Origin of the sequence: Pseudomonas sp. ITEM 17296, from assembly GCF_028895205.1 — a bacterium.
GTDB classification, from domain to species: Bacteria; Pseudomonadota; Gammaproteobacteria; order Pseudomonadales; family Pseudomonadaceae; genus Aquipseudomonas; species Aquipseudomonas kermanshahensis.
In genome coordinates, this window is sequence record NZ_WJRS01000018.1 from 80,295 (window position 1) to 103,206 (window position 22,912).

The 22,912-nt window shown below is 56.5% G+C and carries 18 protein-coding genes and 1 pseudogene; 10 read left to right on the forward strand and 9 right to left on the reverse strand.

Translation table 11 applies throughout. From position 1 onward, the window contains the following. The first annotated feature begins 31 nt into the window (after positions 1-31). From GIB19_RS19225 to GIB19_RS19235, 3 genes are all read left to right on the forward strand, one after another. Positions 32-1,600, forward strand: a complete 1,569-nt coding sequence (locus tag GIB19_RS19225; protein ID WP_274887662.1) for an ATP-dependent nuclease — start codon at positions 32-34, stop codon at positions 1,598-1,600. Continuing rightward, positions 1,585-2,610, forward strand: coding sequence for an AAA family ATPase (locus tag GIB19_RS19230; protein WP_274887663.1), 1,026 nt, complete (start codon positions 1,585-1,587; stop codon positions 2,608-2,610). Before GIB19_RS19225 ends, GIB19_RS19230 begins: the two co-directional genes overlap by 16 nt. 122 nt (positions 2,611-2,732) lie before the next feature. Continuing rightward, the gene (locus tag GIB19_RS19235) at positions 2,733-3,017 is read left to right on the forward strand and encodes a hypothetical protein (RefSeq protein WP_274887664.1); all 285 of its coding nucleotides are present in this window, start codon (positions 2,733-2,735) and stop codon (positions 3,015-3,017) included. 235 nt (positions 3,018-3,252) lie between these two features. Here GIB19_RS19235 and GIB19_RS19240 read toward each other — a convergent pair whose 3' ends face one another. From GIB19_RS19240 to GIB19_RS19250, 4 genes are all read right to left on the reverse strand, one after another. After that, entirely contained in the window at positions 3,253-4,152 is a 900-nt protein-coding gene (locus tag GIB19_RS19240) for a DUF2971 domain-containing protein (protein ID WP_274887666.1), read from the reverse strand. A gap of 880 nt (positions 4,153-5,032) precedes the next feature. Continuing rightward, positions 5,033-5,278 (reverse strand): DUF7380 domain-containing protein, encoded by a 246-nt coding sequence (locus GIB19_RS28485; RefSeq protein ID WP_446731396.1) that lies wholly within the window; start codon positions 5,276-5,278, stop codon positions 5,033-5,035. Between the two features lie 263 nt (positions 5,279-5,541). Next, complete coding sequence (locus tag GIB19_RS19245; protein WP_274887667.1) at positions 5,542-5,817, reverse strand: hypothetical protein; 276 nt, start codon at positions 5,815-5,817, stop codon at positions 5,542-5,544. Positions 5,818-6,355: 538 nt separating this feature from the next. Then, positions 6,356-6,709, reverse strand: coding sequence for a hypothetical protein (locus GIB19_RS19250; protein WP_274887668.1), 354 nt, complete (start codon positions 6,707-6,709; stop codon positions 6,356-6,358). Between the two features lie 232 nt (positions 6,710-6,941). On the opposite strand from GIB19_RS19250, the gene GIB19_RS19255 reads away from it, so the two are divergent. Then, a complete protein-coding gene (locus tag GIB19_RS19255; protein WP_274887669.1) occupies positions 6,942-7,301 on the forward strand; it encodes a hypothetical protein in 360 nt (119 codons plus the stop codon). Here the strand turns inward: GIB19_RS19255 and GIB19_RS19260 are convergent. Further along, the gene (locus GIB19_RS19260) at positions 7,239-8,090 is read right to left on the reverse strand and encodes a hypothetical protein (RefSeq protein WP_274887670.1); all 852 of its coding nucleotides are present in this window, start codon (positions 8,088-8,090) and stop codon (positions 7,239-7,241) included. The genes GIB19_RS19255 and GIB19_RS19260 overlap by 63 nt on opposite strands. A 1,612-nt stretch (positions 8,091-9,702) precedes the next feature. Between GIB19_RS19260 and GIB19_RS19265 the strand changes: the two genes are divergently transcribed. From GIB19_RS19265 to pncB, 3 genes and pseudogenes are all read left to right on the forward strand, one after another. Further along, positions 9,703-11,937 carry an nSTAND3 domain-containing NTPase gene (locus GIB19_RS19265; protein WP_274887671.1) on the forward strand — a complete coding sequence of 745 codons (2,235 nt, stop codon included), beginning with the start codon at positions 9,703-9,705 and terminating at the stop codon, positions 11,935-11,937. 334 nt (positions 11,938-12,271) lie between these two features. Beyond that, positions 12,272-12,610: pseudogene (locus tag GIB19_RS19270) on the forward strand (isochorismatase family protein); the annotation flags it as partial. Next, positions 12,607-13,806, forward strand: a complete 1,200-nt coding sequence (pncB, locus tag GIB19_RS19275) for a nicotinate phosphoribosyltransferase (protein ID WP_274887673.1) — start codon at positions 12,607-12,609, stop codon at positions 13,804-13,806. The pseudogene GIB19_RS19270 and the gene pncB, both read left to right, overlap by 4 nt. A 24-nt stretch (positions 13,807-13,830) precedes the next feature. Here pncB and GIB19_RS19280 read toward each other — a convergent pair whose 3' ends face one another. After that, positions 13,831-14,718 (reverse strand): LysR family transcriptional regulator, encoded by an 888-nt coding sequence (locus tag GIB19_RS19280; RefSeq protein ID WP_274887674.1) that lies wholly within the window; start codon positions 14,716-14,718, stop codon positions 13,831-13,833. Positions 14,719-14,830: 112 nt separating this feature from the next. Between GIB19_RS19280 and GIB19_RS19285 the strand changes: the two genes are divergently transcribed. Then, positions 14,831-15,892: a YeiH family protein gene (locus tag GIB19_RS19285; RefSeq protein WP_274887675.1), complete on the forward strand. Its 1,062-nt coding sequence runs from the start codon at positions 14,831-14,833 to the stop codon at positions 15,890-15,892. A 50-nt stretch (positions 15,893-15,942) separates the two neighbouring features. Then, positions 15,943-17,316, forward strand: a complete 1,374-nt coding sequence (gene ppnN, locus GIB19_RS19290) for a nucleotide 5'-monophosphate nucleosidase PpnN (RefSeq protein WP_274887676.1) — start codon at positions 15,943-15,945, stop codon at positions 17,314-17,316. A 381-nt stretch (positions 17,317-17,697) separates the two neighbouring features. Here the strand turns inward: ppnN and GIB19_RS19295 are convergent, their stop codons facing one another. Further along, positions 17,698-18,858, reverse strand: coding sequence for a GGDEF domain-containing protein (locus tag GIB19_RS19295; protein WP_274887678.1), 1,161 nt, complete (start codon positions 18,856-18,858; stop codon positions 17,698-17,700). Between the two features lie 84 nt (positions 18,859-18,942). Continuing rightward, positions 18,943-20,256, reverse strand: a complete 1,314-nt coding sequence (pssA, locus tag GIB19_RS19300; RefSeq protein WP_446731397.1) for a CDP-diacylglycerol--serine O-phosphatidyltransferase — start codon at positions 20,254-20,256, stop codon at positions 18,943-18,945. A gap of 173 nt (positions 20,257-20,429) precedes the next feature. Between pssA and GIB19_RS19305 the strand changes: the two genes are divergently transcribed. Continuing rightward, positions 20,430-21,422 carry a GlxA family transcriptional regulator gene (locus GIB19_RS19305; protein WP_085274324.1) on the forward strand — a complete coding sequence of 331 codons (993 nt, stop codon included), beginning with the start codon at positions 20,430-20,432 and terminating at the stop codon, positions 21,420-21,422. A 120-nt stretch (positions 21,423-21,542) separates the two neighbouring features. Here GIB19_RS19305 and GIB19_RS19310 read toward each other — a convergent pair whose 3' ends face one another. Further along, the gene (locus GIB19_RS19310; protein WP_186682572.1) at positions 21,543-22,877 is read right to left on the reverse strand and encodes an MFS transporter; all 1,335 of its coding nucleotides are present in this window, start codon (positions 22,875-22,877) and stop codon (positions 21,543-21,545) included. Positions 22,878-22,912: the final 35 nt, after the last annotated feature.

Here is a 22,912-nt window from a genome sequence, read left to right on the forward strand (position 1 = left end):
TTGAACTCAAACACTGAGGGAATGATTTGAGATGCCTGCCATCAAGAAAGTGATGCTCAAAAACTTCAAGAAATTCGAGTCGCTTACGCTTGAGTTCGATGCCGGGGTGAACGTACTGATCGGTGACAACGAGACTGGAAAAAGCAGCGTACTGCTTGGCCTCGATCTCGCGCTCAGTGCCAGTCGTAGCCACGTTGAAACCATCGGGTACGAGTCACTGTTGGCGCAGTCTGCAGTAAAGGCTTTTCAGAAGGGCCCACGTACGCTCGACCGATTGCCGGAATTGGTCGTGGAGGTGTTTCTCGAGGAAGGCGATGATCAAGGCTACTACGGCACGCAGAATCTAGCCGGCGCCATGACTGACGGAATTGGGATGAAGATTGCTCCGCTGATTGAGGAGTTCGGTGCAACGATCCATCAGCTTTTGCAAGACGACCCGGAAGGTTTCCCGTACGAATACTACGGTGTGAAATTCTACACCTTCTCTGGCGGCCCGCATGTCAGCTATCGGCGCCCGGTGAAGCACCTTCTCTTGGACAGCTCTCGCATCGACAGTGAGTACGCGGCAAGAGAGTACACCCGCACAGTGTTCAGCTTCAACGCCGAACCACCAGAACGCTACAGCCTGGAAAATCGCTATCGCCGCGGCAAGGAAGCTTTTCGCGACAAGGAATTGGCCGCACTCAATGCTGACCTGGGTGCCTACCAATTTGGCGTGAGAACCAGTATCCGCTCCAACCTCGAAACTGACCTCGTCATCACCAAGGATGGGATTCCGATCGAGAATCGAGGTAAGGGTGAGCAGTGCTTCATCAAAACCGAGTTCGCGCTGCGCCGGCATGAAGCCAAGGGCGAACTGCATGCCCTCCTGCTGGAAGAACCTGAAAACCACCTTAGCCACACCAAGATGAAGCTCCTGGTTGAGCAACTGGCCGCCACAGCAGGCACGCAGCTCTTCATCGCCACTCACAGTAGCCACATCTGCTCACGGCTCGACCTTCGGCATGCACTTCTCTTGGGTAGCGATCAGCAGGCTGGTCGTCTGAAGGCACTCACCGAGCCGACCGCCAGCTTCTTCATGAAGGCACCGGATAACAATGTCCTGGAGTTCGCGCTCTCCAAAAAGGTCATTCTGGTGGAGGGTGATGCCGAGTTCATCCTGATCGAAGAACTCTACAAGAAGCACTCCAACGGACGAACGCCGCACGCCGATCAGGTGCACATCATTTCGATTGGTGGCACGAGCTTCAAACGCTATCTGGAGCTCGGGAAGCTTCTGGGAATCCGAGTCGCAGCGATCCGTGACAATGACGGCGACTACCAGCAGCACTGCGTGGAGAACTACAAGGAAAGCCTGTACAAGGGCGCCCAGATCTTCGCTGACAAGGATGACACACGTACGACGTTCGAAATCGGGTTGTACCAGGACAACAAGGCGGCTTGCGATGAGCTGTTCGCAGCCGGACGCAAGAAGCTGACAGTCCAGGAGTACATGCTGAAGAACAAGGCCGACGCTGCGTTCGAACTGCTCACGAAGAAGTCAGCAGCACTCGTGGCCCCTCAGTACATCAAGGATGCGATCGCATGGATAAACGAGTGATCTTTGCGGTAGCTGGGTCAGGCAAAACGACCCATCTCATCAGCAAGCTCAGCCTTGAGAAGCGCGCCCTGATCATCACCTACACGGAGAACAACTACAGCCATCTGCGCAACAGCATCATCAAGAAGTTCGGCACCCTCCCGTCGAACATCACCGTGATGACGTACTTTGCATTCCTACACGGGTTCTGCTTCAGACCATTCATGCAGAACGAGATGAACACGAGAGGCCTGAATTTCAGGAGGCCCCCACAGAGTAATTACGCACTGAATGATAGGAAGCGGTACCGAGATCCGGGTGGTCGGCTCTACCACAACCGACTGGCCAAGCTGATCGAGGTCGAGGGTCTGCTGCCTGGCGTCAAGGCGCGAATCGAGCGTTTTTACGACTCGGTCTACGTTGACGAGGTGCAGGATTTTGCCGGCCATGACTTCAACCTGCTGCTCCAGGTATCAGCTGCGAATACCGAGATGCTGTTCGTAGGTGATTTCTACCAGCATACCTTCGACACCAGTCGCGATGGTTCAGTGAACAGCACCCTGCACGACGACATCACGAAATACGAGAAGCGGTTCGTCAAAGCCAAAATCAAGGTGGACAAGGAGACACTGAGCAAGAGCTGGCGGTGTGGTACGACGGTTTGCGATTTCATCAGCGCCCACCTGCAGATCAAGATTGACTCCCACAAAGGCAGGGTGACCCAGATCATCAAGGTCGACTCTCAGGAGTTTGCAGACCGTCTGCATGCTGATCACGGCATCGTTAAGCTGTTTCAGGAGCAGCACTACAAGTACGGATGCTACTCGCAGAACTGGGGGGCCAGTAAGGGGCAGGATCACTACGAGGACGTCTGCGTCGTGATGGGAGCGAAGGCGTGGAAGCAATTTGAGGACGGTAAGCTGAGCGAGGCCGTGGCTCAGACGAGGAACAAGCTTTATGTGGCCTTCTCGCGGGCTCGGGGGGAGGTTTATGTGGCCTCGGACAAGCTGTTTAAAGCTTTTAAATCATAAATGAGCTTGGCCTGCACACCGCAAAAAATATGCGTTTAATTAAAATGATCGAAGGTGCGATGGAGCTAGAAACCTTCGATCACCCTCGACCGCACCATCACTAGGTGAACAAGGAGTGATCAATGTCAGTATATATGGTGACTTGGAATCTGAATAAAGAGCGTAGTAATTATGCCCAGGCACGAACTGCATTCATTGAACATTTAAAACGCTATCAAAACGTTAAAGATCCAGGCCTGGATTCAGTTCGCTGGATTAGCACCAATTCGACAGCGGATCAAGTCTGTGCCGACTTGAGAGCCAAGCTGGATGCAAATGATCGAATTTTTGTAACTCAGGTCACTACAGACACTCATCAAGGTTGGCTTGAAAAAGCCGTTTGGGACTGGATCAACGCACGGCTTTAGCAATTTCCGGACGCTCGTTTCAGGAGCGTCCGATCTCACCGCCCAGCGGTCTAAATGAGCACCGACAACATCCTGACTCAGATAATCTTCAATTCAGCGATGAAGCAGCTTCTCTTTACTTCGATGACTCCAAAAGCCCGTAGCCAAGGCGGGTTAAGTAAAAATCACAATCTTTTCTTCACACCCACGTCAATCAAAAAAGCTGCCAGGTGAGTGAATGCAAACTCCTTCAAGCTTAATCCTCATCGGGCAAGATTAGATCAAGGCCTCGCTTTTTAGCCTTCGTAATCTTCACGCCAGGGTAACCACTATGAACCAATGCCTCAATATTCTGCATTTTTTCTGGGGGACAATTGACACCAAATATAATTTCACTCAAATCACCAGGAGCAAAAGACACCGTATCGAGGTCTGTTTTACGGGTGAGTTCAGGATTATCAACACTGAGAATCACACGATACTCCTGCTCGTACACCCACTCTTCTCGCTTAATGAGCAAATACCTGAATAACAACTCGAAGTTCTTATCAGACATTTCAGAGGCTAATTTGTCGAGTTCAGATTCTGGCCTATCCCGGCTAATATGCCTCGCGAGCTCGGTGGTTGCTGCGGTCAAAAACATTGACATTAGTTTCTCACCGCCGCCATATTTGACCTTAAGTGCTTTTTTGAAGGCAGGCGCATTCGCACTGAATTTGAGCACGGCACCCGTATGATTTTCAGCGTAATGTGACCACATCAATATGTTGTCTGGCTTTGTGGTGAGCGATAGCACCCTAAACTGAGAAAGCAAAACATCCCAGTTGCGGGCAACATCACTAGTCTGCCGCAGCACCACTTCCGCCATTTCATCTATCTCAGAGCGGAAGCTATTCATCTGCTGATTGAATTTAGGATTATTTGAAAGTCCTAGGCGTGCACCAAACTCATCCTTAAGCATCTTCAAGAGATTGATCTTACCGAGATCCATCAATGGAATATTACAGTCGAACGGATCATTAAACTTTGTTGGATCAGTAACCTTTATACTTGCCCCATTCAAAATCAGAGGAATCGAATCAATAGGAGAATATTTATAGAAGAAATCCGGAACTGCAATATTAGAGCTCTTCTTCCCTGACTTAGAGCGAACCATTTTCTACCTCAAAATCCAGTTGATTTGTTCGTGATCACACGAGCAATGGCCAGCGGCCACCATAAACCATATCCGATATGAGCAAGCAAGTCATCACCACGGCAGGGCAAATCGAAGCAGCTGCTGGCATGCTGGTGCTGCAATGCTTCTTCTGCGCTCGAGAGACACTCACTAAAGCCTTCGCTCTCCAGGCGCTCTGTTGGTGGGTTGAATGTTCCCGAGTACGTTATGGTAGCCACACCTGAGGCAGATCTTAGTTTTAAGCCCTGCGAGGCTGCGATACACCTCCAAGGAAGGCCATTGAACCCTCTATGCCCTCACGGGTGAAACCACATCAGTGAAATGTTGTATCCCAGCGTGATTGGAGAGATCTTCACCCCACTCCCCTTCAGAATCGCACCATTGTCCTTTGTGGTCAGAACCGAGCAGCAGAAGGAGGGTTCAGTGGCAGGGCATAGGGAAGCCTCAGAGGCTATGGTTCTGGGAGTGCTCTAAAAGCAAGAAGCCATAAGAGGTTTGACACCAAATGCTTGGATGTCCAGTGTGTGACAAGCAGCGGTTTTTTGCCTGTGCATATGCATTCTTAGCGCTTGCATAGCAGTGCCTGGCTAGCTCAATGGCCCCTTGCTCAATATGCGTCGCCGCAGCGTTGGCTAGGCGCCCAGCCAGATCAGTGGAGTACCCTGCTTTCATGCCAAAGCTGATCACCAGATCTGCAAGTACTGGGAACAGAAATCCGGCCTCATTTTCAGCAACGTCAACAGCCTCAAAGACTCTGGATTCGAGCAGCTCGAACGTATCGCCCCCACTCTTTTGCAACCTACTCGCGAGCATAAGGGCCTGGGTGATGCATTCACGGCCACCCTCGTGCCAGCCATCTTCATCCAGCGAAACGGTTGCGTAGCCTCTGGATCGCAGCCAACGCATGACGTTTATGCCGAGGGCCCTTGGTATTCCAGATGACATCACTCTGGCGAGCCATCAGTAGCCCGGGCTCTAGCAACTCCATAGCCTGATCCAGAAATCCCCGCTCTTCATCTGATAGATCACTCAGCGCCACGGAGCGACGATCACTGAATATTACGTAGGGTCTGAAGGGCTCGTTCGCGTTATCAACATCGAACACACATCACCGAGCAGCCACAGCACCCGACCCTACTCAAACTCCTCACGCTCTATAGCGCAGCGAGCCGCGTCGCTGAAGCCTTTCCAATACTCAGGGTAGGTAGGCTTGAGGGGCTGCAGGATTGCTCCGATATCCAGGCTGCTAAACGCGCCTAGGAACAGGGGAGGCTATCTCCGGTGACCTGAACCAGGGAAAACGGATCAAACCACATCTAAATGCGAAACCCGTCGAGCAGGTCGACGGGCATTCGAGGGTGACTGACGTTACCAGTCCAACGCTTTCTTGACCTTGCTGGTCAGTTCATCGCGCATCACCACATGATTGAGTTCTTTGACGTGCAGCGCATCTTCTGCCTTATGGACATCGCCCAAGGTGTCCTTGCCCGCGTCATTCATCAGGTTTTCGATGAACTCCAGCACCTCGTAACCTTCGTCCTTGTCCACACGTACGCGGTCTTTAGGGCCAATATACTTGCCATCACCGTCATCACGCTCCCAGGTGTACGTGTACTTGTCTTCCTGGAGATGCTTCCGTTTCAAAGCTACAGCCATATCTGTCTCCAAATTCAAGCTATGCGCTCAAACAAAGCGCCGATAATGTTTGCGACTTAGGGACTGGGAAGTCAGAGAGTTGTGCAGCCTGGGCAAAAACACATACCGTTAAGTCGCATTTTACCGCACACACAAAAAGGACAAGCTGAATGCGCCACCGAATAAGTTCCGTGTAGACCACATACTAAATCCCTGCTCCCCTCCACCCCTTGAGCTCGCACCCTATACGAACACTGTTTCGATTTCATTACAAGACCTAGAACACCCGAACCAGGGACACTGCACTGCGTACTAATTTAGTTACAAGCTCACGATCAACATTTCGTGAAAGCAAATCCTTAACAGCTGAAAAATGATTCACCAATTCAGCGCTGTAACTTGCGTCTTTCGCCGCACCGGAAAACTGACACCAAATCGTCGCTAGGAAGGCTCATTATACACATGACTCGTATGGATTGCGGTCAGCCAGCGTGATACAACTACGCACCTAAAAAAGCTCCACCTTATTACCTAAAATAATCCAGCCTTATTTACTCACCGGATAGCCAAATAAAGAATAAATTTCATTGGCTGTCATCCCTCCCGCAATGGCAAGTACGAACGCAAGAGCCAACAAGAAAATCTTGAGATGACATACCACAGCGAGATAGCGCCCCATAGGAGCGTTATTAGGAAGGTATCGCTTAATAATCGCCCTGTAAGGCCCTCCCACCGAAAACAACCAGAGCACGCTAACAACAAGCGCTATAACTGCAAAAGGCCTCGGATGAGCGAACTGCAACGATGTGAACCCCAGCGACAGAAGCAGAATCGCCGCTGTCCCATTCGCATGCGAAAAATATTCTGCAGCAACCGCATCATCAGGATTGGAATGAATCATTGTGGCACCTTCTGAAAACACAAGACGCAAAGCCGATCAAGCAGGAGCGAACCCTCCATGCTCAATGAATCTACCTCAACCTTGGCGCAGCTACCAGCGACGTCATGCAACAGCATCACTTCTGACTTGCATCAGGGCTTGCTCCACATTCAGAATTGAATTACCTCAGTAACTGGCAACACAAGCCAGCAAACCACAAGCTACACGTCGAACCATTGCAGGAGAGATGATCTTGGAATTCCCATACGAATACACGGCACGCAATGCCCGAGACAATATCATCCTTACCGCGGCGCGTGACCTTGACCACCTCCGCAGAATCGCCCTCCCTGTTGCCAACCTCTCCGGCGTTATAGGACTTTATTCTGAGGAAGAGGGCACATTGAAACTCATCAATAGCCTTGCCTATCAAGCCATAGAGCGCGCTGCACATGCAAGCCACGCCGAGTTTCTCAGAAAAAACCTCGAGGAAGAGCCTATCGACCTGCCGGAACTTGTCTCAGTGCTCAGCAGGCCGATCGGAGACGTCCTAAAGGTGCTTGACCGCGATTTGGCGCAGACGCTCCCAGCGCATCAAGGTATTGAAGAATAATGTTCCAGAAAAGCTGATGGTTTTGCTGCAAATCTTCTGCGGCGCGGTCGTTGCATCCTTGAGCTCTACGACTTCGAGATCGACCGTTTCCTTAGTAGGATACGTATCACCCATGCGGTGATTATTAAAATAAAGCCGCAACTTCGTTCCTTTTGCCCCCGACTTTCGACGAACCACTCCCCAATCATTGGTTTCGAATCCAGTAGATTTAGCGTTAATTTTAGCTGCAACGTTACCATCGACAATCTTGCAACCATACAGATCTTTGGCCTCGGTCATGTAGGCGAAACCTATTGGCAGATTGTAGAGGCTGATTGCCTTGTACTCGTACCCTCGATTCCCGCTGAAATCGAGAACCATCGCATCTACTACCTGGTCGGTGAGCTTGATACCGATCAAGCTTTCCAGTTGAGTGATGACGAGGTCTAGATGGTGCAAGAGCATTTGCCGAATTTCTTGATCAAGCGACCCGCTCTCGCGACGTACCTTGCTATCGAAGCGCTCAGGGTTGTGGAAAGGGCAGTTCTTAAACGCTCGTTCGTTGTAGTCAGCTAGGCCGCTCACAGAGTAACCGGAGTGGCGCGCATACAGCGTGTTCGACTGCGTGGATGCAACATATCGGTTAATCAACAGAACAGGATTCTGGCAAGCCGGGCACAGCGCAAACGACTTGACCTCGCCATTGTGACTCTGAACGTAAGGCCAGTTCCTACTCGTTTTGCTGTTGTACCGTTTTTCGGATAACTCGAAAGATTCCGTCGGATTGGCCATTACGCTGAAGACATTCACACCATTTTCCTTGTCAGCTCACCTATGCAGCTCGTAATGACCGCGCAGCCGCTTCCTCGATCGCCTGCATTCGCGTCGCTCGAGGACAAAGCAATCACCGCTTGCTAGGCTGTCGCGGCCTCGTTAGAAAACGATAATGGCAAGATGCAGCTACTGGCTGCAACCCTTGCCCTAAAGCGGTTGGCTAGAGAACCAAGAGCTCGGTCGATGTGCGCAGGGAACGTAAGGTTGGTCAGGAGGAAGCATGTCTGGTTCGAGCAGTCAGACCTCTCACTTGCATCGTTTATCGGCGTAAAGCTGAGCCACGTCGGCTTCAAGAAGACCTCGCTTCAGGCCACATCGTATTTTGATATTGACTGTCGAATGGTCGAAGTCTTGGCGCCGAGACCCTATCAAATATTTGCGGTACCGGAATCAGACGCTTGGCCTAAGAAAGACAACCCTATGCTGGTGGTGAATCCAAAGGCAGCCCTTGAGAGCCTACGGAGCCAATTTTGCATGCCTAAGCTTAAGCCCAGCTGGGATTACGCTTGGAACAAGTTCATCCAGACCGGTGCAGCTTTTGCGAGAGCGGAGCCACGGTTGGAGTCAGTGGTGCAGGATTTCCCGGCACACCAGGAATGCAAAGAGCTCTCCGATCACGGGATGAGGGGACAAACCGCTCCCAGGCACTGATCTTCAAACACGAACACTGCAAGTCAATCCCCCCCCGCCAACTTGATCGATCAACCCTTACCTTTTTCACCTGCAAAAATACCTATATGAATACCCATAAAACCCAAAAACACCCAATTGAATTCATGACAGGGTATATTCAATACACACCGCCTTGGAGCCTCCACAAAGTCTAGGCGCGCAACCCTCTGACTGTGGATTTCTTAGGTACAACGCGAATTGAAAAAGCTGCCATTACGGCAGCTTCAGCCAGCTGCGAGCTACTTTTTCGTAGACTTGCTAGGCTTCAAGTCAGGATTATTCCCTGGCGTGTCTTTATTGTCACGACGACGTTTATCCACCTCGCCGGTTGACTTGGCAATAGGCTTGGGGCCCGGTTTAAGCGCCATATGATCCACCTCAATAGCAAAGGTTAAGTTGGGTTAAAGCCAAATGATCATATTGCTAACGGCGGGCGCTTTCAAGAGGTGTGACAGACCTGATTAACCACCTATACATGTAACTTTATTTTACAACTGCTATCAATCATCTATTGATAGCCAAACTGTTGGGTTCCCGCCCTTCGGTGCGGTGTTGCATGTACCGCAGCGTTTCCAGATTCATTCAGGCATCGCATTGTCTTTGCGCTCAATAGCTTACCCCTTCGAGGGCTGCAAGCCTTTCACCTAAGTAACTAGAAAGCCATAGTTCATCGAACTGTTGACCTGCTTGTGGGGCTACCGCGCGTTCAGAGTGTTTAACAGCGACCTGGCGAATGGGTCGTTCAATTCGCCCTGTAGTCACGCCCATCACCGCCCCGCTGCCCCTGAAGAGAACATTTGTACCCATAGGCTTTGAGCGACCTACGCGACTGCTGTCCAGCAGCTTGCTTGGGCTAAATCCTCACCCAACGTAGCTAAATGCTATCGTACCCCTCTGTCATGGAGTGGATGCCCGAGTGAACGACTACGATTTTTCGCGCCTCAACGACAAAGAATTCGAGGTGCTTTGCACCGACCTCATCGGCGCATCGGAGGGTGTTCGATTTGAGCGCTTTAAGCCTGGTCGTGACCAAGGCGTGGATGGGCGCTACTTCAGCCCGGATGGTGGTGAATGGATCCTGCAGGCCAAACACTGGGCTGCTACGCCTTTTTCGAAAATGGTCACCCATTTGCGCACATCGGAAGCGCCCAAGATCGCTGCGCTTAAGCCTAAGCGCTACGTTCTAGTGGTATCGATTCCACTATCAAGGTTGAACAAGGATGAGCTAACAACGGCTCTTGCCGCTTCTTGCCCTGTGAGCGTCTACGGAAAGGAGGATCTCAACGATTTGCTTGCCCGGCATCCCAGGGTTGAGCAAAGGCATTTCAAGCTCTGGATCAGCAGCGCTACCGTGCTTGTCCACCTGCTCAACAACGCCATCATGGGTCGTAGCGATGCGATGATGAGCGAGATCATTGAGAAATCGAAGATCTTCGTCCAGACCCGCAACTACGAATGGGCTGTCGATAAACTCAACCAGCTTGGGACGGTCATCATCACTGGCCAAGCAGGTATCGGAAAAACCACACTCGCCGAGCAACTCATCTTGCTCTATGCCAAAAATGGCTTCGAGTTTCTGTCCATCAGCAATGACGCTCATGAGGCTGAACAAGCTTACGTGCCTGATAGGCGGCAGCTATTCTATTTCGACGACTTCTTAGGAAGGAACTACCTAGAAGCATTATCCGGGCATGAGGGAAGCCAGATCGTCAATTTCATTAAGCGAATTCATCGCGATCGAGCAACGAAGAAATTCGTACTGACGTCACGATCTACTATTTTGAATCAGGGGCGAATTCTGAACGATGCCTTTGAAGACGGCAATGTCAATCGGAACGAGATGGAGATCAAGCTTCAATCCCTTTCAAGCCTCGACAAAGCCCATATCCTGTACAACCATATATGGCATTCGGGGCTAAGCCCTGAGTATGTAGAATCATTCTACATAGACAAGCGTTACCACAGGGTTATTGGACACCGTAATTTTAACCCACGCATCATACAGTTCATCACTGACCCGCAGCGTTTGGTCGACATCCCCGCTGAAGCCTACTGGAATCACATCACCAACCTCCTGGATAACCCAACGAGAATCTGGGAGCACCCATTTGACGCTCAGCTCGACGACTTTGGTCGATTCCTGGTGCTTTTGGTCGCATTTAACGGAAACGACATTCTTGAGCAGGATCTTGCTAAGGCCTATGCCGTAGGTCTGCGCATGCCTGAGCATGCGAGCTTTAAGGGCAAACGTGAGTTCGGCTTCGTAGTTAGGCATCTCTCAAACTCACTGCTGACGCGCGTGATGGCCGGCGAGAAGCGCTACTACAAACTCTTCAACCCCTCTCTGGGAGATTACTTGATTCATCGCTATGCGAATGACACCCTGCTGCTCAGAACTGTTTGCAGCTGTCTGCGCAGTCTCAGTGCTCTTGATATGCTCGAAGACATGAGGCGCAACAAGCTGATTTCTAAAGAGAGCGTGGGAAGCATATTCCAGTCTTTGTTCGAGCATGAGGAACATCTGGGCTTTGTGGACAGCTCGCCTGAACACCTGGCAAAACTATATCAGGGCACGACCCATGGACTCAGTGAGCAAGAGAGTGCAAAGCGGCTATCACAAACCACTGAAGTCATTATAAGAAGCCCCATCAGCGAAACTTATCTGCACTGCTTGGATACGCTAGCCGATGCTATTGATGACGAGATAATTCCAGCACCGTCGCTGATAGACTTTGTTTTGGGAATAATAGTCACTGGAGTGGCAGAAAAAGAGCTCTCTGCACTTGGAAATTTAGTCAGATCGCTTGAAGCATATGACATCACCGAAGCAACGGAACCGTTCGCAGATTTAGCGTACACCACCATGAGCGAATCGCTTGACGAGATGTTCGAGGAAAGCGATGTGTTCGGGAATGGCTATGATTTGGCTGCCGCTAATCGTGTCCTTACCAATATGATTGACGAGAAGTTTTCCAGTTGGCATGCATCGCCCTCAAACGCACTGATCGACGGAATCATCGACGCCTATGACGTCCAGTACCGTATGAAGCGGTTCTTCCATGAAGAGGAACAGAGTTACGTGTCCCCTCGAGCGGAACAGAACCGGCTCGAAGCGCTGGATATTGATGACCTATTCAGCAGTGAGCGTTAGTGTTTTAGGTCGGATGAGGGTGTCTTTCGGCTTTCTGGGCATTTTTTGTAGCGGCCTCAGCCGCGAATGAGGTGGCTCGCCGGGCTCGTAATGAAGGATTTTCGGAGAGGCAGTGAATGGAGTTTTCGAGATCGTGGCACCTACCGGGGTGTGATTCTGGAGCGCGCCAGGCGCTTCGTTGGATTGCTCTCTCCGGGCGGGTTGAGGTGGTCGAGGGGCTCCCTTTGAAGGCACTAAAGGGCTGGAGGCCTGTCAGAACAGGGGCTTCAGGGTAGAATGGTGTGGCCATCCGACGTTGACAAGAAATCGATGGATTTGGTGCATTTCACAAAACGTGTGGAAAGGCGTCGAACCCGACTTGCACCCCTATGGCGCCTGCTACCACGACCTGGCCGAACGCCGCTCCACTGGGGTGATCGAATACCTCAAGGTGCAGCAGGTGGGCGCCGTGATCGTCGGCGGCTTGGCCCTGGACTACTGCGTCAAGACCACCGCCCACCAGCTGCGCCGAGCCGGGTTTCAGGTGTTGCTGTACCTGCCGGCTTGCCGCGCCCTCACCCAGGCCGGCGCCATCGCTGCCTGCGGCGCATTGGCCGCCGAGGGTGTCATCCTCTGCGGCGACGAAGCCGCGCTCGACTACCAACTCTCGCTGATCAAGGAAGACCGCCCATGAGTGACAGCGTTTTCGGCCCGCGCATCATCCAGAACCTGCTGGACACCGACTTCTACAAGATCACCATGATGCAGGCGGTGCTGCACAACTACCCCAACGCCGAGGTGGAATGGGAATTCCGCTGCCGTAACGGTGAGGACCTCTCCCCTTACTTGGCAGAAATCCGCTACCAGGTCGAGCAACTGGCCGATGTCACCGTCACCCACGACCAATTGGCCTACCTCGAAAAAATCCCGTTCATCAAACCGGACTTCATCCGCTTTCTGAGCCTGTTCCGTTTCAACCTGCGCTACGTGCAGGTCGGCCTGGACGACGCCGGGCAGCTGGCAATCCGCGTGCGCGGGCCGTGGCTGCACGTGATCCTCTACGAGATCCCGCTGCTGGCAATCATCAGCGAAGTGCGCAACCGCTACCGCTATCGGGAAGTGGTGATGGAGCACGTGGGCGAGCGGCTGTACAAGAAGCTTGACTGGCTCAAGGCCGAAGCGAGTGCCGATGAGCTGGCAGGCTTTCAACTGGCCGATTTCGGCACCCGACGGCGCTTCTCGTACCGGGTCCAGGAGCAGGTCGTGCACATTCTCAAGCGCGACTTCCCTGGCCGCCTGGTCGGCACCAGCAACGTGCACCTGGCCCGCGAATTGGAACTCAAGCCCATCGGCACCATGGCGCACGAATGGTTCATGGCCCACCAGCAACTGGGCCCGCGCCTGGTCGACAGCCAGGCCGCTGCGCTGGAATGCTGGGTACGGGAATACCGCGGGCTACTGGGCATCGCGTTGACCGATTGCATCACCATGGACGCGTTCATGGGGGATTTCGACTTGTACTTCGCCAAGCTGTTCGATGGCCTGCGCCACGACTCGGGCGACCCGCTGGCATGGGCAGAAAAGGCCATTGTCCACTATGAAAAACTGGGGATCGACCCGCGAAGCAAAACGCTGATCTTCTCGGATGGGCTGGATTTCGCCAAGGCGCTTGGCCTGTACCGCGCACTGCATGAGCGGATTAACGTGAGCTTTGGCATCGGCACCAACCTCACCTGCGATATCCCAGGGGTGGAGCCGATGAACATCGTGATCAAGATGACGGCGTGCAATGGGGCGCCGGTGGCGAAGATTTCCGACAGCCCGGGCAAGACCCAATGCCGGGACGAGAACTTCGTGGCGTATCTCAAGCACGTGTTCAAGGTGGGTTGATGCCGCCGCGAGAGGCCAGCTTTGCTAACCGTCTTTGGGCTCGCCCACACACAACTCCATGAACCGCGCCGCCGCCCGCGACGGCGTGGCGGCATGGGGCATCAGGATGGAAAAGCGCCTGACCAACGGCTGCGGCGTAATGCGCAGCCGCCGCAACACGCCATCCTCATGGCGAATCGACATGGCCGACACAAAGCCAATCCCCATACCTGCCCGCACCGCTTCCTTTACCCCTTCCACCCCGGCGATTTCCATCGCGACGCGCATTGCCACGCCACTGCGGGCAAACGCCCGCTCGACAATCTGCCTCACCCCGGAGCCACTCTCGCGCAGCACCAGTGGGTAGGCCCCCAAGAATTCCAAGGTCTGCGCCTCGTCACCGGCCAACGGATGAGTACTGGGCACGATCGCGACGATCTCATCCTCACGCCACGGCGTGACCCCGGTGCCCAACGGCAACTCCTGCCCGGGAGGCCCTTCGATCAAGGCGATATCGACACTGCCCAGCGCGGCGACAATTTCAGCCGTGTTGCCATTGGAGGTGCTCACCGACACATCTGGGTAGCGTGCGTGGAAGTCGGCGATCAGGTACGGCAGCAGGTAGCTGGCCGGCGTGGTACTGGCGCCGATGCGCAAGGTGCCGCGCTCCAGGCCGCGCATGGCCTCGCGCAGGGCCTGGGCCTGGCGGAAGGTATCGCGCAGGCGCTCGGCATGGGCCAGCAACTGCTCACCTGCAGCCGTGAGGCGCACGCCGCGCCCTGCGCGTTGGTAAAGGGGCTCACCAAAAGCCTCCTGCAGCAACTTGAGCTGCCCGGACACAGCGGGCTGCGACAGGTGCAACGCCTGGGCCGCGTGGCTGATGTTGCCATGCTCGGCGACGGTGGCGAATGTTATCAGCTGTTCTGGGGTCATGAATTCAAAATATCAGCTAAACGGATACTTCACATCCTAAATTACGATTTTTTATAAGCTTATAACCATATTAACGTAGGCCTTGTCGAAATACTTTTCCCGGAGGACTCACATGGTCACGGTTCCATCCCACCCCGCCTACGCGCCTACCCTCTCTACCCGAGGGCGGCTCAATGGCATTTTGTTTGTGGCGCTTTTCGCGCTTGCCGTCACCCAACTGGCAGCCTTGCCCGCCATCGCCAACCTGGGCATCAGCCCGCTGATCGTCGGTATCGTTGCCGGTGCCCTGTACGGCAACGCGCTGCGCGATGGCGTGCCGGCGAGCTGGGCGGCGGGCATCAACTTCTCGGCCCGCGGGCTGCTGCGCATCGCCGTGGCCTTTTTCGGCCTGCGGGTCAGCCTGCAGGAAATCGCCGAAGTCGGCTGGTCGGGCCTGACGGTTTCGCTGCTGGTGGTGGTCAGCACCCTCCTGATCGGGCTCTGGTGCGGCATGAAGCTGCTCAAGCTGGACCGCGACACCGCGCTGCTCACTGCGGCAGGCAGTGCCATTTGCGGCGCCGCTGCAGTACTTGCGTTCGAGTCGGCGCTGCGCAGCGCCCCGCACAAGAGTGCCATGGCCGTTGGCAGCGTAGTGCTGTTCGGTACCCTGTCGATGTTCCTTTACCCCTTGGCGATCAATGCCGGCTGGCTGCACCTGGATACCCTGGGCGCGGGCCTGTTCCTGGGCGGCACGATCCACGAAGTGGCCCAGGTGATAGGTGCAGCCAGCAACGTCAGCCCCGAGGCGACGCACATCGCCACCATCGTCAAGATGACCCGGGTGATGCTGCTGGTGCCGGTGCTGCTGGTGGTGGGCCTGTGGATCAGCCGCTCGCGCCAGCCGGGGCAGGCGCAAGGCAATGGCCGCATCGCCATGCCCTGGTTCGCTTTCGGCTTCCTGGCGCTGGTGCTGGTGAACTCGCTGCAGGTGCTGCCTGGCAGTGTGACCCAGGCGATCAATAGCCTCGACACCTTTGCCCTGACCATGGCCATGACGGCGCTGGGGATGGAGACACGCTTCAGCCAGATCCGCCAGGCAGGGCCACGGGCGCTGTTGACCGGGGCGATACTGAACCTTTGGCTGGTGGGGGGCGGGCTGGCAATTACGCTGGGTGTGCAAAAGCTCTTCGCATGACTTATGGTGTTGTCTAAGAAGGATGTTTTACCTGCACAGGAAAGACTTAGATGCCCCAACGCCATGTCATAAATGCATCCGTCAGCCCCAAAGGCAGCCTGGAGACGCTGTCGCAACGTGAAGTCCAGCAACTGAGCGAAGTCGGTACCGGTAGCCTCTACACCCTGTTCCGCCAATGCGCGCTGGCCATCCTCAACACCGGCGCGCATGTCGACAATGCCAAAACCATTCTCGAGGCCTACAAGGACTTCGAGGTGCGTATCCACCAGCAAGACCGGGGCGTACGCCTTGAGCTGCTGAATGCCCCCGCCGATGCCTTCGTCGATGGCGAAATGATCGCCAGCACCCGTGAAATGCTGTTCAGCGCCCTGCGCGACATCGTCTATACCGAAAGCGAGCTGGCTAGCCAACGCATCGACCTGGAAAGCTCCCAGGGCATCACCGATTACGTGTTCCACCTGCTGCGCAACGCCCGCACCCTACGCCCAGGCGTGGAGCCGAAAATGGTGGTGTGCTGGGGCGGCCACTCGATCAGCAGCGAGGAATACCAATACACCAAAAAGGTCGGCCACGAACTGGGCCTGCGCAAGCTGGACATCTGCACCGGCTGCGGCCCTGGGGTAATGAAGGGCCCGATGAAAGGCGCCACCATCGCCCACGCCAAGCAGCGTATGCACGGCAGCCGTTACCTGGGCCTGACCGAGCCGGGCATCATCGCCGCCGAAGCGCCCAACCCGATCGTCAACGAGCTGGTGATCTTGCCGGACATCGAGAAGCGCTTGGAAGCCTTCGTGCGTGTCGGCCACGGCATCATCATCTTCCCGGGCGGCGCCGGTACTGCCGAAGAGTTCCTCTACCTGCTCGGCATCCTCATGCACCCGGACAACCAAGGCCTGCCCTTCCCGGTCGTGCTCACTGGCCCCCGCAGTGCCGAGCAGTTCCTGCTGCAACTGCACGCCTTCGTCGGCGCCACCCTCGGTGAAGCCGCGCAAAGCCACTACCAGATCATCATCGATGACCCAGCCGAAGTCGCGCGCCACATGGTCGAAGGCCTCAAGGAGGTCAAACAGTTCCGCCGCGAACGCAACGACGCCTTCCACTTCAACTGGCTGCTGAAGATCGACGAGGGCTTCCAGCACCCGTTCGACCCGACCCACGCCAACATGGCCGAACTCGCCCTGCGCCGCGAGCTACCGCCCCATGAACTGGCCGCCAACCTGCGCCGAGCGTTTTCCGGCATCGTTGCCGGCAACGTCAAGGACAAAGGCATCCGCCTGATCGAAGAACACGGCCCCTACCAGATCCGCGGCGACAGCGCAGTATTGGAGCCACTGGGGCGATTGTTACAAGCATTCGTCGACCAGCACCGCATGAAGTTGCCGGGTGGTGCCGCCTATGTGCCGTGCTACCAAGTAGTGACCTGAAAACGATGTCTGGCGCCAGCTCTCGAGCTGGCTGTTGATCTTGATCTGGCTGTTGATCTTGATCTTGATCTGGCTTTTGACCTTCAGCGACTCAGGAGGCCGAGCGCAGGCCTTGCGGAGGGAGGTGACGGGCAAGGATGCCCGTCAAGCGCTGGGGCCCAGGATGGGCCCTGCAGCGCGGTCCTCCCGGGAGCAAGGCCGTAGCGAGGGGACCCCGAAGCGCAGCGTAGGGGCCGTATGATGGAGCGCAGCCTTTTTTGGTTACTTTTTGGGGCGTTTGCCAAAAAGTGACCCGCCGTAAGGGCGGAAAGGTGACTAAGCGTCGCCCCAATGCTGGATCAACCACCCCCTCAAAACCAACACCAACACCCACACCAACGATCAAGAAACCAAACCCTCCCGCTCAACCAGCCGAATACTGTCACGCCCCCCGCGCTTCGACTCATACAACGCCACATCCCCCTGCTCAATCAACGCCGCCAAACTCACCGGCGGCTGATCAAACACATTAGCCCCAATACTCAACGTAACCGCCTGCGGCGTAGGCACCGTCTGCCCAGCAAACAGCTGAAACCGCTCACGCAACTGGCTACCCAGCTCCACCACCCGCTCCCGCGTCGCGTCACTGAGCAGAATCACAAACTCATCCCCCCCAAGCCGCGCCGCCAGCGACCGCTCCGGCAACACCGCACGAATCATCTCGCTCAAGGCGATCAACAGCCGATCCCCCGCAATGTGCCCGTGCAAATCGTTGACCAGCTTGAAGTTGTCGATATCGATCAACAGCAAGGCCCCCGGCCGCGCCGGGCTGACCTCTTTGAAAAAGTGCGGCGCCCGCACTTCCAGCGCCCGCCGGTTGTACAGCGCCGTCAACGGATCGCGCGCCGCCAGCCTGGCGATACGTTCTTCACGGCGATAACGCACCGTCCCCGTCATCGACAGCGCAATCAACATGATCGCCATCGCCCCCTCGACCAGGGAAATCTGAATGATCAGCCCGCCAAAGGTCGCCAGGTCAATCAAGGTGCCCGGCGTGATCGCAATGATCGCCTTCGCCACATAGAACAACCCATGGATCAGCAACACATAGCGCAATTGCACCGCGCCCACGCTCAGCGACCTGCCGTGGGGCTTCAACAAAAAGCTGGCCTTGAGGGTCAACAGCGCCACCAGCAACGAGTTGACCATCAGCATCACCTTCGACCACTCCGGCCCCGCGGGCAGCAGCAGCAAGGCGAACCACACCGGCACCATCAGCAGCCAGGTGCGCGACAGGCGGTTCTGGGTAAAGCGCAACACCCCCATCAGGAAAAACGCATGCGCCACCACCAGCAACCCGTTGGCGAACCAGATGCCGATCAACAGCAAGCCAATGCCACGCAACAGGGCCAGAGTGGAGCCAACGGTAATAGTGGCGAAGCCCGCGCTCCAAAACAGGAGTGAAGCCTCGCGAACGCTGCGCCATTCGATCGCCAGGTACAAAGCAGCAGCGGCTGCCAGGGCGATCGTAATCGTCAGCATCGTGGGTGGATCAAGCGCCATAGACGGTTTGGCCTATCTGGTTAACGTGGGAAATGGGCTGATTGTATGCGCTTGCCACACTTTTTCAGAGCCCCTCCCACACCGTTAAAGCACCCGTTTGATCAACGGTTCCAGGCGGCTATAGCGCAACCTCCGCAACAGCTTGCGCACCTCCTTGGGGTGCTCGGCCTTGACCCCGAGCTCGGCCGCTGAATCGATTTTCCGTGCGTGCCGGCGTATCCCCGTCAATTCCACGTCTCGAGGTACCAACCACTGCCCTGCTGGGTCATCGATAAGCAGGCCATTCTCAAGGTCCAGGTTGAACCCACGCGGGTTGAGGTTGTTACCGGTCAGCAGCGAATAACGCTGGTCGATCCACAGCCCCTTGGCATGGAAGGTGTGCCCAGGGTCGTTCCAAATCCGCACTTCGAGCTGGCCATTGGCAAGCGCGGCCTGGCGACGGCGGGCAAAGGCGCGCAGGTTGTCCTCGTACAAGTAGGGCAACGCACCGCTAGCACTGAACGGCTCACCCGGAGCGATATAAAAGTCATTGGCAGTACGATCGCCGACGATCAGCTCCACGCGCACGCCACGGTCCAGCGCGTGGTCGATTTCGCGCATCAATACCCGAGGCGGGTTGAAATAAGGCGTGCTGATGATGATCTGCGTGCGTGCCGCGGCCAGCAGTGCGCAAAGTGCTTTGTTGAGCGGGTTGCCCCGCCCAACGCCAAGCAGCGGGATGACCCGCAAGCCCTGCCCCGCTTCGCCGGCGGGTACCTCATAGACCATGCGCCGCAGCCGCGCGCGCAAACGCCGGATGTCACCGCGCAAGCTGCGGGTCGCTGGCGGTGCCGGCAAGTCCAGCCGCGGTGTGGCGGTGTGGTGCAGCAAACGTCTAACCAGGTCGACCATGGCATCGGCTAGCGCAGGCGACTGGAACAGGTGATAGCGATCCAGGCGATAGCGGTCGAAACGGTGCAGGTACACGTTGTTGAGGCTGGCACCGGTGTAGATCACACAGTCGTCGATGATGCTGCCTTTCAAGTGCAACACACCAAACAGCTCGCGGGTTTGCACCGGAACGCCATGGATCACCACATCCAGCCCACGCAATTGACGCTGGGCCTGGTACCAGGCCGCATTACCCGGCTGCCGCCCGCCCCCCAGCAGGCCACGGCGGGCACGGAACCAGTCAACCACAATGGTGATTTCCAGGCCTGGCCGCGCGGCCTTGGCCTGGTACAAGGCATCGAGCACTTCCTGCCCGGCCTCGTCCTCCTGCAGGTACAGGGCGACGATGACGATGCGCCGGGTCGCCGTCGCGATGCGCTCGAGCAGGCAGCGACGGTACGCCGCGGCATCGGGCAATACCTGGATCGCCTCAGGCGCGAGGGCGAAACCTGGCAGCGCCGCCAGCATGGATTCGGGGTTCACGTAGGTTCACCTTCTGTCTGCATTCAGGTCCATTCCTGGCCACCAGCCCGGGGTGTAAGATCGACCGGGTAACGACCTATAACAACAAGAATCATGCGAGGCCTGTTTTTCTCACTGCCCCCGACGAATCACGCCTCAGCTTGCACAGGAAGATCGCAATGGTCCACCCCGTTTCTGCAATCGTAACGCCTTCGCCCGCCAAGACCTTCGGTTTTCTGATCTTGCCCAACTTCACCACCATCGGCCTGGCGTCGGCGGTGGAGACCCTGCGCATGGCCAACCTGGCGGCCCGCCGGCCGATGTACCGCACCGTGCTGATCGCCGCCAGCGATGAACCGGTGGCGGCCAGCAACGGCATGCGCGTGTTGCCTGACTACAGCATCGGCAACGCCCCGGCGCTGGACGCCCTGTTGGTGGTCGGGGCCAACCCGATCGATCGCAGCCGTGGCAACCGGCCCTTGATCGACTGGCTACGCCAGCTGGCCCGTCAACGCCTGCCGTTGGGCGGCATCTGCACAGGCAGTTACCTGCTGGCCAAGGCCGAGTTGCTCAAGGGCTACCGCTGCACCATCCACTGGGAAGACATGCAGACGTTGCAGGAGCAGTTCCCCGGTATCGTCATTTCTGGCCAGCTGTTCGAACTGGACCGCGACCGCTACACCTGCTCGGGCGGTGTGGCGGCCATGGACATGATGCTGCAACTGGTGGCCCGCGAAGAAGGTGGCCAGGACATCGCCGCCAAGGCCGCCGAACTGCTGCTGTGCGACCGTGTGCGTGGCGAGCGCGAACGCCAGCGGGTGCCCCTGCGCACCCTGCTCGGCAGCGCTCAGCCCAAGTTGAGCCAAGTGGTGGCGATCATGGAAGCCAACCTGGAGGAGCCACTGGCGCTGGAGGAGCTGGCCAGCCTCAATGAAGTGACCGTGCGCCAATTGGAGCGGTTGTTTCATAAATACCTGCAGCGCACGCCCAGCCAGTATTACCTGGAGTTGCGGCTGTCGCGGGCGCGGGAGTTGTTGTTGCGTAGCGATGTGCAGGTGCGTGAGGTGGCGCTGGCCTGTGGGTTCAGCTCGCCGGCGCATTTTTCCAAGAGTTACAGCCGGTTTTTTGGGCTGTCGCCGCTGGGGGAGCGGCGGCAGGCTTCGTTGCACTGACATCAGACAGTGCTGGGCTCTTCGCGGGCAAGCCCGCTCCCACAGGAATGGTGCTGGACCTGAGGGTGCACCCTACTGGTGGGAGCGGGCTTGCCCGCGAAGAGGCCGGCACAGATCGAATCAATCCTTCAAGGCCGCATGCGCCGTCTCCCGGCACATCAGCATCGCCACCAGCGCCACCAGTGCTGCGGCCAACAGGTACCCCGCCGGCGCCAGCTTGCTGCCCGTCACCTGTATCAGCCAGGTGGCAATGAACGGCGCCGTCCCGCCAAACAAGGCATTGGCCACGTTGAAGCTCAGGGCGAAACCACTGAAGCGCACCCGCGTCGGGAAGATCTCCGCCAACAGGCACGGCAAGGTCCCATCGTTCATCGCCAGCATCGCGCCAAACAGAATCTGGATGGCCAGAATCACCAGCAGCGGTTGCCCATCGAGCAACGTGAACAAGGGCACGGTGAGCCCCAAAAATAGCAGCGAGGCGATCACCAGCATGGTCTTGCGGCCAAACTGATCAGACAGCCGCCCCATCAGGAAAATCAGGCCGATGTAAGTGGCCAATGAAACCGTCGAGGCAATGAAGGCATCTCGCTCGGTCATGCCCAGCTCAGTGGACAAGTACGTCGGCATATAGCTGAGCAGCAGGTAGAACGCCACCGCGTTCAGGCACGTCACGCCGATACCGATGCCTAGGCTGCGGCGATGCTGGGTCAGCAACTCGCGAATCGGCGCCGGGGTCATGCAGGCCTTGTTCTCGAGACGCTGCTCCATCTCCAGAAACTTGGGGGTGTCCTGCAGGCTCATGCGGATGTAACGGCCCACCAGCCCGAACGGTGCAGCCAGCAGGAACGGCAGGCGCCAGCCCCAGCTGTGCAGGTCCTCGGTGCTGAGTAGCTCATGCAGCACCGCCACAAACGCCGCACCGAACAGCAACCCCGCTGCCGTGCTGGCCGGCACGATACTGGTGTACAGGCCACGCCGGCCCTGGGGCGCGTATTCGGCCAGGAAGGCCGATGCCCCCGCGTATTCGCCCGACGCCGAAAAGCCCTGCACCAGGCGTATCACCAGCAACAGGCACGGTGCCCATAGGCCGATCTGCGCATAGCCAGGCAGCAGGCCGATGCAGAAGGTCGAGATCGACATGATCAGGATCGACAACGACAGCGCATTGCGTCGCCCATGGCGATCACCAAAGTGGCCCCAGACCACGCCGCCCAGCGGGCGAACGAGAAACGACAGGGCGAACACCGCGAAGGTCGCCAGCAGGCCGGTAGTTTTGTCGGTTTGCGGGAAAAACGTGGCGGCAATGATGGTGGCGAGGTAGCCGTAGGCGGCGTAGTCGAACCATTCGACGAAGTTGCCCATGAAACTGGCGCGCGCGGCCTTGCGCAGGGCCTGGCGTTCGGCGCTGTGCGCGACGTTGCCGAGGGTTGAGGCGTTTAGGGTGGTGCTGGACATGACGGGTACCCTCTGGTTCTTCTAATTGGAGGCAG

What these genes read in the sequence shown, in the direction of transcription:
- GIB19_RS19225 (WP_274887662.1), top strand. Translation starts at nt 32, where the DNA reads ATGCCTGCCATCAAGAAAGTGATGCTCAAAAACTTCAAGAAATTCGAG.
- GIB19_RS19230 (WP_274887663.1), top strand. Translation starts at nt 1,585, where the DNA reads ATGGATAAACGAGTGATCTTTGCGGTAGCTGGGTCAGGCAAAACGACC.
- GIB19_RS19235 (WP_274887664.1), top strand. Translation starts at nt 2,733, where the DNA reads ATGTCAGTATATATGGTGACTTGGAATCTGAATAAAGAGCGTAGTAAT.
- GIB19_RS19240 (WP_274887666.1), bottom strand. Translation starts at nt 4,152, where the DNA reads ATGGTTCGCTCTAAGTCAGGGAAGAAGAGCTCTAATATTGCAGTTCCG.
- GIB19_RS19250 (WP_274887668.1), bottom strand. Translation starts at nt 6,709, where the DNA reads ATGATTCATTCCAATCCTGATGATGCGGTTGCTGCAGAATATTTTTCG.
- pncB (WP_274887673.1), top strand. Translation starts at nt 12,607, where the DNA reads ATGAGTGACAGCGTTTTCGGCCCGCGCATCATCCAGAACCTGCTGGAC.
- GIB19_RS19280 (WP_274887674.1), bottom strand. Translation starts at nt 14,718, where the DNA reads ATGACCCCAGAACAGCTGATAACATTCGCCACCGTCGCCGAGCATGGC.
- GIB19_RS19285 (WP_274887675.1), top strand. Translation starts at nt 14,831, where the DNA reads ATGGTCACGGTTCCATCCCACCCCGCCTACGCGCCTACCCTCTCTACC.
- ppnN (WP_274887676.1), top strand. Translation starts at nt 15,943, where the DNA reads ATGCCCCAACGCCATGTCATAAATGCATCCGTCAGCCCCAAAGGCAGC.
- GIB19_RS19295 (WP_274887678.1), bottom strand. Translation starts at nt 18,858, where the DNA reads ATGGCGCTTGATCCACCCACGATGCTGACGATTACGATCGCCCTGGCA.
- pssA (WP_446731397.1), bottom strand. Translation starts at nt 20,256, where the DNA reads ATGCTGGCGGCGCTGCCAGGTTTCGCCCTCGCGCCTGAGGCGATCCAG.
- GIB19_RS19305 (WP_085274324.1), top strand. Translation starts at nt 20,430, where the DNA reads ATGGTCCACCCCGTTTCTGCAATCGTAACGCCTTCGCCCGCCAAGACC.
- GIB19_RS19310 (WP_186682572.1), bottom strand. Translation starts at nt 22,877, where the DNA reads ATGTCCAGCACCACCCTAAACGCCTCAACCCTCGGCAACGTCGCGCAC.